At 60.4% G+C, this 8,978-nt stretch carries 12 protein-coding genes; 1 reads left to right on the plus strand and 11 read right to left on the minus strand.

Annotated elements, in window-relative coordinates:
* Nucleotides 1-3: 3 nt before the first annotated feature.
* The 11 genes from U5798_RS32990 to U5798_RS33040 form a co-directional block, all read right to left on the minus strand.
* A complete protein-coding gene (locus U5798_RS32990) occupies nucleotides 4-276 on the minus strand; it encodes a VirB3 family type IV secretion system protein (RefSeq protein ID WP_118869500.1) in 273 nt (90 codons plus the stop codon).
* A complete protein-coding gene (locus U5798_RS32995; protein ID WP_322084439.1) occupies nucleotides 273-644 on the minus strand; it encodes a TrbC/VirB2 family protein in 372 nt (123 codons plus the stop codon). Before U5798_RS32995 ends, U5798_RS32990 begins: the two co-directional genes overlap by 4 nt.
* Nucleotides 641-1,645: a P-type conjugative transfer ATPase TrbB gene (trbB, locus tag U5798_RS33000; RefSeq protein ID WP_322084440.1), complete on the minus strand. Its 1,005-nt coding sequence runs from the start codon at nucleotides 1,643-1,645 to the stop codon at nucleotides 641-643. The genes U5798_RS32995 and trbB overlap by 4 nt, the downstream gene beginning before the upstream one ends.
* Entirely contained in the window at nucleotides 1,642-2,106 is a 465-nt protein-coding gene (locus U5798_RS33005; protein ID WP_322084441.1) for a CopG family transcriptional regulator, read from the minus strand. Before U5798_RS33005 ends, trbB begins: the two co-directional genes overlap by 4 nt.
* Nucleotides 2,103-4,106 (minus strand): conjugal transfer protein TraG, encoded by a 2,004-nt coding sequence (locus U5798_RS33010; RefSeq protein ID WP_322084442.1) that lies wholly within the window; start codon nucleotides 4,104-4,106, stop codon nucleotides 2,103-2,105. The genes U5798_RS33005 and U5798_RS33010 overlap by 4 nt, the downstream gene beginning before the upstream one ends.
* 221 nt (nucleotides 4,107-4,327) lie before the next feature.
* Nucleotides 4,328-4,573: an EexN family lipoprotein gene (locus U5798_RS33015; protein WP_322084443.1), complete on the minus strand. Its 246-nt coding sequence runs from the start codon at nucleotides 4,571-4,573 to the stop codon at nucleotides 4,328-4,330.
* Nucleotides 4,570-5,517: a LysR family transcriptional regulator gene (locus tag U5798_RS33020; protein ID WP_322084444.1), complete on the minus strand. Its 948-nt coding sequence runs from the start codon at nucleotides 5,515-5,517 to the stop codon at nucleotides 4,570-4,572. Before U5798_RS33020 ends, U5798_RS33015 begins: the two co-directional genes overlap by 4 nt.
* A gap of 123 nt (nucleotides 5,518-5,640) precedes the next feature.
* The gene (locus U5798_RS33025) at nucleotides 5,641-6,297 is read right to left on the minus strand and encodes a DsbA family protein (protein ID WP_322084445.1); all 657 of its coding nucleotides are present in this window, start codon (nucleotides 6,295-6,297) and stop codon (nucleotides 5,641-5,643) included.
* Between the two features lie 17 nt (nucleotides 6,298-6,314).
* Entirely contained in the window at nucleotides 6,315-6,956 is a 642-nt protein-coding gene (locus tag U5798_RS33030) for an SDR family oxidoreductase (RefSeq protein WP_322084446.1), read from the minus strand.
* 1 nt (nucleotide 6,957) lies between these two features.
* Nucleotides 6,958-7,695, minus strand: coding sequence for an SDR family NAD(P)-dependent oxidoreductase (locus tag U5798_RS33035; RefSeq protein ID WP_322084447.1), 738 nt, complete (start codon nucleotides 7,693-7,695; stop codon nucleotides 6,958-6,960).
* Nucleotides 7,696-7,699: 4 nt separating this feature from the next.
* Entirely contained in the window at nucleotides 7,700-8,317 is a 618-nt protein-coding gene (locus tag U5798_RS33040) for an FMN-dependent NADH-azoreductase (protein WP_322084448.1), read from the minus strand.
* 109 nt (nucleotides 8,318-8,426) lie between these two features.
* Here U5798_RS33040 and U5798_RS33045 point away from each other — a divergent pair, with 109 nt between their 5' ends.
* Nucleotides 8,427-8,858, plus strand: a complete 432-nt coding sequence (locus U5798_RS33045; protein ID WP_322084449.1) for a helix-turn-helix domain-containing protein — start codon at nucleotides 8,427-8,429, stop codon at nucleotides 8,856-8,858.
* Nucleotides 8,859-8,978: the final 120 nt, after the last annotated feature.

Here is an 8,978-nt window from a genome sequence, read left to right on the forward strand (position 1 = left end):
TCCTCACACGTCCAGCAGCGACTTGTGTTTCAGGTGCCGTGCGAAGACCTGCATGAACTGCGGATCGACTTTCGCGCCCCACACTGCGAGCGAATGGCCGATCAGCCACAGTGCGATGCCGGGAATCCATAGTTGCAGGCCCAGCCCGACGGCAGCGGCCAGTGTGCCGTTGGCAATTGCCACGGTGCGCGGCGCACCGCCCATCAGGATCGGCTCGGTGAGCGACCGATGCAGCGGCACCTCGAAACCGAGGGTGATGGCGGCGGGCTCGTTCATGCCACCACCGCGCCACCGGAGAAGCTGAAGAACGACAGGAAGAAGCTCGATGCCGCGAAGGCGATCGACAGCCCGAACACAATCTGGATCAGGCGACGGAATCCGCCGCTGGTGTCGCCGAACGCGAGCGTGAGGCCGGTCACGATGATGATGATGACGGCGACGATCTTGGCGACCGGCCCCTGGATCGAGTCGAGGATGGATTGCAGCGGCGCTTCCCACGGCATGTTCGAGCCGCTGGCCTTCGCGGTGCCGGTCAGCGCCACCATCACGACCGCCAGCATGAGTCCATGCCGTGTGGGCTGGTCCAGGCTGCGAAGACGTGCAAGCGGGTTTACGGAAAAGCGCAGAACATGGGCGTAGCTCATGAGAGTTCTCCAGAGGGAAGCACGGATGGGGATGGCGACGGCAAGGCGTCGCAAAGTTGGTAGCAAGCGACATCGAAGCCGGTCACGCGAGCGATGCGCTCGATGCGGCGACGCCGGCCGCGGCCGGCGATGTGGATGACGACGTTGACCGCCTCGGCGATCAACGCGCGCGGTGGGTTCACGGCCACTTCGAGGATCAGTTGTTCGAGTCGCAGTAGTGCGCCGAGCACGGAACCCGCGTGGATCGTGGCGATACCCCCCGGATGGCCGGTGCCCCAGACCTTGATGAGATCCAGCGCTTCGCCGCCGCGCACCTCGCCGACGATCACGCGGTCGGGGCGCAGGCGCATCGTGGCGCGCACCAGCTCGGTCATCGATACGACGCCCGCGCGCGTGCGTAGCGGTACGTGGTCGTGCGCCGTGCATTGCAGTTCGATGGTGTCTTCGAGCACCAGCACGCGATCGCCGGTGGCGGCGATCTCCGCGAGCAAGGCGTTGGCAAGCGTGGTTTTGCCGGTGCTGGTGCCGCCGGCGACGAGGATGTTCAGCCGCTCGCGCACCGCATCACGCAGGAATGCAGCCTGTTCGGCGGTCATCATGCCGTCGGCGACGTAGCGATCCAGCGGGATGACGCCGACCGCGCGCTTCCGCAATGCGAAGGCCGGGCCGGGAGCCGCCGGCGGCAGAATGCCCTCGAAGCGTTCGCCGGTTTCCGGCAACTCGGCGGTCAGCAGCGGCTGGCCGCGATGTACTTCTGCGCCGACATGCGCGGCGACCAGGCGGATGATGCGTTCGCCGTCTTCCTCGGATAGTTCCGCGCCCATCGGTGCACGACCGGACGACAGGCGATCAATCCAGAGCGTGTGGTCAGGATTGAGCATGATTTCCACCACGTCCGGGTCTTCGAGAGCGGCAGCAATCAGCGGCCCCATCGCGGTGCGCAACATGCGGATGCGCCGATCGAGCGCCGTGGTGGCGAAAGACTGCGGCTGCGCGCTCATGAGGCACGCTCCTGCGCTTCGGCCTGCGCCGCCGCATCATCCAGCCGTGCGGCGTCGGGGTTCAGCTCTTCCACCACCTCACGCACGAGGCTGCGCCCGCGCATCAGGTGACGGCCGAGTTGTTCGACAAACTGCTCGAACCGCACCTTGCCTTGCGCGCGAGCGGCATCCTGTTGCGCTTCGGGAACGGGCGTGCTGACCGTGAGGAAATAGCGGACGAACAGCGCCAGCGTCTCGATCTCGATGTTCTGGTCACGCTCCAGCTTCTCGAACTGGCGCGAGAGTCGATCCAGCCGTTTGGCAATCGCCGCTTCGCGCTGATCGCCCGCATCGGGCGAAAGCCAGGACGCGAGCGCCGCCGCGACGATCGACGACTTCGACACGCCTTTCTTCGTCGCCAGCTCATCAAGGCGTCGGGCGTGCTCGGGCGGGATGAACAGGTTGAGGCGATACTGGCTCATAGCTGGAGTCCGTCGTCGCGGTCGAGGGACGCCAGCCGGGCCGTGCGTTGCAGGGCCGGGTCGAACTGGCGAGGGAGCGGCAACGGCAAGTCGTCGTCATCGAGCAGCGCGAGGTCGCTGTCGGCAGGCTGTTGTTCGGGGCTGTATTCGGAGACGTCCGATAGTTCTGGCTGCCGGCGTGGCCCGCCGTCGTCGGTCGTGCCCGTGTCATCGCCGACGAGGCCAGCGGTAACGGGTGCTGTCGGTACGACGGGTATTGCCAAACCGCTCCAGTCGTTGGGTCGCAACGGCGGCGCATCGGTGTAGCGCCCGGCAACGAGTACGGGCGGCGGTAACACGCGACGCCGGAAATTAGCGTCGGTGAAATAGCGTAGCTTCTTCGCGCGGATGGGCGCCAGACTGGACACCATCACCACCGCGTCGTCCGGTGGGAGCTGCATCACTTCACCTGGCGTCAGCAGTGGACGCGCCGTTTCTTGGCGCGACACCATCAGATGCCCGAGCCACGGTGCGAGTCGGTGGCCGGCGTAATTGCGCTGTGCGCGCAGTTCGGTCGCGGTGCCGAGCGTTTCGGAAATGCGCTTAGCCGTGCGTTCGTCGTTGGTGGCGAACGTCACGCGTACATGGCAGTTGTCGAGAATTGAATGGTTCTGGCCATAGGCTTTGTCGATCTGGTTGAGCGACTGCGCGATAAGGAAGCTGCGAATGCCATAGCCGGCCATGAAAGCGAGTGCCGTCTCGAAGAAGTCGAGCCGGCCTAGTGCGGGGAACTCGTCGAGCATCAGCAACAACTTGTGACGGCGTGCGATACCGTCACTGCCGTCGAGCGATTCGGTCAGACGTCGGCCGATCTGATTGAGGATCAGGCGCACTAGCGGTTTCGTGCGGCTGATGTCGGACGGCGGCACAACCAGATACAGCGAGACGGGATGCTCGGACGCAATCAGGTCGGCGATGCGCCAGTCGCAGCGCGAGGTAACTTCGGCCACCGTGGGGTCGCGGTACAGGCCGAGGAACGACATGGCCGTGGACAGCACGCCCGAACGCTCGTTGTCGCTCTTGTTGAGCACTTCGCGCGCAGCCGATGCGACAACGGGATGCGGTGCATCGCCCAAGTGCTTCGTCGTCATCATCCGGTGCAACGTCAGCTCGAACGGGCACGCCGGATCGGACAGGAAGTTGGCGACGCCGCGTAGCGTCTTGTCCTCGCCCGCGTAGAGCACATGCAGGATCGCACCGACCAGCAGTGCGTGCGAAGTCTTCTCCCAATGGTTGCGGCGTTCAAGTGCGCCTTCGGGATCGACCAGAATGTCCGCGATGTTCTGCACGTCGCGTACTTCGTGCGCACCGCGCCGGACTTCGAGCAGTGGGTTGTACGCGGCCGATTTCGGATCGGTCGGATTGAACAGCAGGCAGTGCGAGAAACGCGAGCGCCAGCCGGCGGTGATGGCCCAGTTCTCGCCCTTGATGTCGTGGATGACGGCAGACGCAGGCCAGCTCAACAGCGTGGGAATCACGAGGCCAACGCCCTTACCGGAGCGCGTCGGCGCAAAAGTCAGGACGTGTTCCGGACCTTCATGCCGGAGGTACTGGCCGTCATGCAGGCCGAGGAAGACGCCCGCCGGTTGTGTCAGGGCCGCCTTGTGGATGTCACGGGAGTCGGCCCAGCGTGCCGAGCCGTAGGTGGTGACGAGGCGAGATTGCCGCGCACGCCATACCGACATGCCGATGGCAACGAAGGCGGCGGCAACACCACTGGTCGCCGCGATGGTACCGCCCTTGAGGAACAGGCGCGGCGCATAGGCGTCGTACCAGTACCACCACTCGAACAGCCGCCACGGGTGATAGAACGGAATGCCAAGAAAGTCGAACCAGGGCGAGCCAAGGCGTAACTGGTAGCCCAGGTGTGCAGCGGTCCATTGGGTAGCGCCCCAAGTTCCCGCGACCACGATGCCGAACACCGTCAGCATCTGGCCGAACAACACACTGGTCCCGTTCATGCCAGCCTCCGAATTTTTCCTGCGTCATGCGGCGAAGACGTGCCGCATGACCAGGAGCATCGGTGCCGTGCTCAGTGTCGGTCAAAGACCTTTATCGGGAGAAATAGCGAGAAAAAAGCAAGATTTCCAACTGAGAAAATGCGTAGCGTATAACGGCGCATTTGCGAATGCCGCAGCATAGGCGGCAATGAAGTCAACTTATCTGCTGCATAGCAAACGATTCAGAACTTGGGCGGATCTTTGGGAGGTGTGTACTGCGATCCGCTACCCATAAACAAGCGATGACGCGCTTCTGACGCAGTATTGCATTCGGTAGACGGCAATTTCGCGTCGCTGTTCGCACATTGCTGCTCGACTTCACGTAGACGATCAGGATGATTGACTAGCGATTCCACCGTATCGGTTGGAGGCGACTTACCACAGGCGCTCAATACCAGGACAAGCGGAAGCAACATGATCTTATTCATGGCTCGATTTCCTCTGAAGGGTTGAGACCCGGTAATACAGTGGGCTTTTTTGTAGCAGACGATTCCACTAGGGTACTGACTCTTTCGATGAAGCGAGCCAGCGTTTCCGAGGGATCGCAGTCCAAGCGCAGTAGATAGGTGGTGAGCATAGGTGTGCGCCCGGCCAGCGGTCGGGCTACCACGTCTGGCTCACGACAGGCCGCGATCTGTGAGGCTCCGGCCAAGCCTAAGGCGAAGCCTGCTGCCACCAGTGCCATCATTAGGTCCACAGAGGCCACGCGTTCCGCAATCATTGGTTCTTGATCGATCCGCCTCAGCACTCGCTCTATTTGCCGCGCATAACCTTCACAAGCGTGGGGATCTGCGAGCACCAACGGATACCGCAGCACTTCCTCCAACGGGATGCGCTTGTGTGTCAGCAAAGGATGACGGGCAGGCACGGCCACCATCAGTGGATCATCCCAGATTGGCTCAGCAACGATGCCGTCCCCGACCTCATCCGACCGAGCGAACCCAACATCGTACGAGTCATCGTTCAGCCCTTTGATCTGCTGCGCCAATGGAATCTCGGATAGTCGTATTTCGATCTCAGGTTCTTCTTGGCGGCACAATGCCAGAAAGGTCGAGAATCGCGATGGCTGGATGCCATCGGAGAGTGCGACTCGCAACTGGCTGTGAAAACCATTGGCAGCCGCCTTCACGCTATCGCGTGCTTGCTGCAAGGCAGTGAAGACGCGTGGAACGTGCTCCAGGAATAACTTGCCTGCGCGAGTCAGCCGAGTGTTGCGCGTGGTTCGCACAAAGAGCTGCGCACCAAGGTCCTCTTCAAGTTCTTTGATTGCGCGCGACAACGGTGACTGCTCAATATGCAGTCGCTCCGCCGCGCGGGCGAAATGAAGTTCTTCAGCGACGGCCAGGAAGCAGCGTAGATGACGTAATTCCATTCATGTGGATTCCTATGATGTAGGTCGGCTCGACGCAATGCATCGAACCGCCGAAACCATCTGGCTCAAAGACGACCACCGAGCCACTAGGCAAGAACATCATCGCGAGTCGCGTCTTGTACGTCACCTATTTGCCGATTGGTTATCCGCCGTGACGCGGATTGCCTCGCTAATTGCAGAAGCAATCTCGTCTTCGCTGCGGCCGCCGTTGATTTCGATACGACCACCAAAATTGAAGTGTGGCACCGACCGCACACCAGCAGCGACAGAGTTTGCCGCTTCCCGTTCTACAACTTTTCGCCAAGTTGGATCGCGTGCAATGGCAACGGCCGTGTCTCGCTCGAATCCACACGTCACAGCGATATCAGCAAGTACATCAGCATTGCCAATATTCTTTGCTTCCAGAAAATACGCTTCCGTGATCGCCACTGCGATTTTGTGCTGGGTTCCGTATTTTTCTGCGGCTTGGATAAGCGCGTGTGCGGCCTGTGTCGGATAGCTGTAAGGCTGACGGCTAAGGTCGAGATCCAGTCCAGACGCACGGGCTTCTGCTTCGGGCCGCGCAAACGCCACCTTTGGGTCAGTCACACCGTATCGGCTACGCAGCAAATCAGGAATGTAAAGTCCGTCAGCGGGCGTATCCGGCAGCAGCAGGACAGGATGATGACGGATATCCACGGCAAGATCGGGAAAACGATCGCGTAGAACTTTGTCGAGGCGGTACTGGCCGATGATGCACCAGGGGCAGCTAATCTCGGTATAGAGGTCGATTCGCAACATGTTAGCTTTCTCCTTCTTCAGCTATTGGCGATGCCGGGTGCAGCTCGTACGAACGTTTTGTCAGTGACCTGATCAACCAGGAATTTCGCCAAATTTCCTCGAGACAGTTTCGTACTGAGCTTGGTTTTCCCATACCAGCCCACATTAATCGTTCCGTTCACGGGACCATCTTTGAGGAACGGAATCCGCACCAGCGTCCAGTCCAAGTTTGAGTTGGCAATCAAATCGCCTGTCGATTTGATGTCGTCGTACGCCTTGCGGACAGTCACCTTGAACATCAGTGCGGTCGCGCGTGATGTCAGGTCAAAACCGTCCTTTGGATCGCGATAACTTGCCGTGGATATTTGTACGAGGCGACGAACACCGCACCGCTTCATCACTGCGATGATGTTGGACAGGCCGTGCATGATTGGCCTGTCGCCCTGTATCTTGAGACCATTAGGCCCCAAGGCGCTGATTACGGCATCAGCCCCCTGGATGCATCGTGCGATGGCATCCCTATCCTGCAGGTCGCCCACAACGATTTCGACTTTCCCTGCAAACGATTCGAGCTTCTTCGCATCGCGCGTATAGACGGACAGGGTATAGCCTTGCTGCAAGGCCTCTTCGATAATGTGCTTTCCGGTCGGTCCGGTCGCTCCAAATAGAGAGAGCTTCATCTCATCCCTCCATATGGTTGGAAGACATGGCCGGTAGAATCGATTCGACACGGTCGCGTTTTGTCACAAGTGACCAGATTTCTTCCGCGATCACGTCGGGGTCGATGCGCGGCAGGTTGGGAGCCAATTCGTGCCCTGCAGCCTGCACAGCACGTAGACCCGTCGAGCGCTCAATCATCGCTCCAATATTCATCGTGCCGGCGTAGACGCCCCTAGCGGCCACTTCGGCATTGAGCGTGTGGACATAGTTGCGTGTCGCCGCCATTGCCGGGCCGACTCCACTCATACCGGGGATCGGAACCACGGCCGCGAGCCCACCGACAATGACAACGGCGCCGTCACCACGCGTGAGTTGACCTTGCACCACCGCGTGGACTACTTCGATGGGTGCGTAAGTGAATATTTCGGTCAAAGACCGGAGCGTAGCTGCGTCGAGATTCACTGCGGGCACCGCACCGAGGCCGGATGGGACAGGCGCGTAGACCGCGACATCGATTGCGCCAAAGCGCGCTTCGATGGAATGAACGAGTGCAGGAATATCGGCAATGTCGGTCAGATCAGCCGGGAATGCGGCGGCTTGGATTCCGGCCTTAGCGAGTTCGGCAACGCGCTGGGCGAGTTGCTCGGCGCGGCGCGCGACCAACGCGACCTGATAGCCTTCGCGCCCAAATCGGGCAGCCAGCGAGGTGCCTAAGCCTGTACCTGCTCCGAAGAGAGCAATCGTTTTTTTTGCGGCCATGATGTCACGCCGCTTTCGCAAGTAGAGATTGCACTACCGTCTCGGCGCGGGCGGCGGCTTCCTTGGCTGCATCCGGACCGAGCATCGTGCCTTCGATACGGACCAATTCAATGTCAGTCAGTCCAATGAAACCGAGCAGATGCAGGAGGTAGCTGGTCTGGAAATCGAACGGTGCGTTGGCCCCCTCCGAAAACACACTACCGGTAGCGGTGACGAGGTAGACCTTTTTGCCCGTGAGCAGCCCTTGGGGAGCACCACTGGCATAGCTAAACGTAACGCCCGGCCAGGTGACGTGATCGAGCCAGGCCTTGAGCTGCGAAGACGGGCCAAAATTCATCATTCCGGAGCCGATTACGATCACGTCGGCAGCCTGCAACTCATCAACCAGCGTCTGGGCAATCTGTACCGCCTCCGCCTGCTCCGGGGTACGAGCTTCCAGCGGCGTGACGCGACCGTGAATATAGGCCGGCGTGATGTGCGGTGTCGGGTCCGCAGCAAGATCGCGAACAGTTAGCGTACCGCCCGTCCGACCCGTGATGCCTTCCGCGAGTTGGGTCGCAAAACGGGTGGAGAGGCTTTCGGGTCCGCGAGGGCTGGACGTGATCAACAGAGTTTGGTTCATGACAGGCTCCTAGGCTAAATCCAGCACTTAGTAACATTACATAACTGGATTACAAAACTATACAAAGGATGGTATGGTTCCTATCTCCATTGCACAAGAAGGCACACGCATGTCACTAAGTCACACAGATCCGCCTAGTGAGATGCCGGACTCTGAGACCGGTGGTTGCCGGGCTACCCGCGAAATTCTCGATCGCATTGGCGATAAATGGAGTCTGTACATCATCGCGTCGCTGGCTCAGGAAACGCGGCGATTCAACGAACTGAGGCGTGGGATCGATGGCATCTCCCAACGCATGCTGACGCTGACCTTGCGTGGCCTGGAGCGTGACGGACTAATTCTCCGGACGATGTATCCAACCATCCCGCCACGCGTCGACTATGAACTCACCGAATTGGGGAGAACTCTTTTGGGGCCGGTAATGGCGCTGGTCAATTGGGCAAACGACAACCAGATTGCAATAACCGAGGCACATAGGCGCTTCGACGAAACCGCTGAACCGGCGGCAGTGCCAGCTCGAGATTTTGCCCACAAACGGTAGTGAGCCAGCGTTCGCCTGCGCGGCAACAGAAGTCCCCCAGGGCACACAAATTCGTCAAGACCGGGAGGCGAGCGACTTGGCGCAAAGTCGGGCGCCTAGGCTCGCACGCAGGACCATGCT

The organism is Burkholderia sp. BCC1972, assembly GCF_905339605.1.
Classification (GTDB): domain Bacteria; phylum Pseudomonadota; class Gammaproteobacteria; order Burkholderiales; family Burkholderiaceae; genus Burkholderia.

What these genes read in the sequence shown, in the direction of transcription:
- U5798_RS32990 (WP_118869500.1), bottom strand. Translation starts at nt 276, where the DNA reads ATGAACGAGCCCGCCGCCATCACCCTCGGTTTCGAGGTGCCGCTGCAT.
- U5798_RS32995 (WP_322084439.1), bottom strand. Translation starts at nt 644, where the DNA reads ATGAGCTACGCCCATGTTCTGCGCTTTTCCGTAAACCCGCTTGCACGT.
- trbB (WP_322084440.1), bottom strand. Translation starts at nt 1,645, where the DNA reads ATGAGCGCGCAGCCGCAGTCTTTCGCCACCACGGCGCTCGATCGGCGC.
- U5798_RS33005 (WP_322084441.1), bottom strand. Translation starts at nt 2,106, where the DNA reads ATGAGCCAGTATCGCCTCAACCTGTTCATCCCGCCCGAGCACGCCCGA.
- U5798_RS33010 (WP_322084442.1), bottom strand. Translation starts at nt 4,106, where the DNA reads ATGAACGGGACCAGTGTGTTGTTCGGCCAGATGCTGACGGTGTTCGGC.
- U5798_RS33015 (WP_322084443.1), bottom strand. Translation starts at nt 4,573, where the DNA reads ATGAATAAGATCATGTTGCTTCCGCTTGTCCTGGTATTGAGCGCCTGT.
- U5798_RS33020 (WP_322084444.1), bottom strand. Translation starts at nt 5,517, where the DNA reads ATGGAATTACGTCATCTACGCTGCTTCCTGGCCGTCGCTGAAGAACTT.
- U5798_RS33025 (WP_322084445.1), bottom strand. Translation starts at nt 6,297, where the DNA reads ATGTTGCGAATCGACCTCTATACCGAGATTAGCTGCCCCTGGTGCATC.
- U5798_RS33030 (WP_322084446.1), bottom strand. Translation starts at nt 6,956, where the DNA reads ATGAAGCTCTCTCTATTTGGAGCGACCGGACCGACCGGAAAGCACATT.
- U5798_RS33035 (WP_322084447.1), bottom strand. Translation starts at nt 7,695, where the DNA reads ATGGCCGCAAAAAAAACGATTGCTCTCTTCGGAGCAGGTACAGGCTTA.
- U5798_RS33040 (WP_322084448.1), bottom strand. Translation starts at nt 8,317, where the DNA reads ATGAACCAAACTCTGTTGATCACGTCCAGCCCTCGCGGACCCGAAAGC.
- U5798_RS33045 (WP_322084449.1), top strand. Translation starts at nt 8,427, where the DNA reads ATGTCACTAAGTCACACAGATCCGCCTAGTGAGATGCCGGACTCTGAG.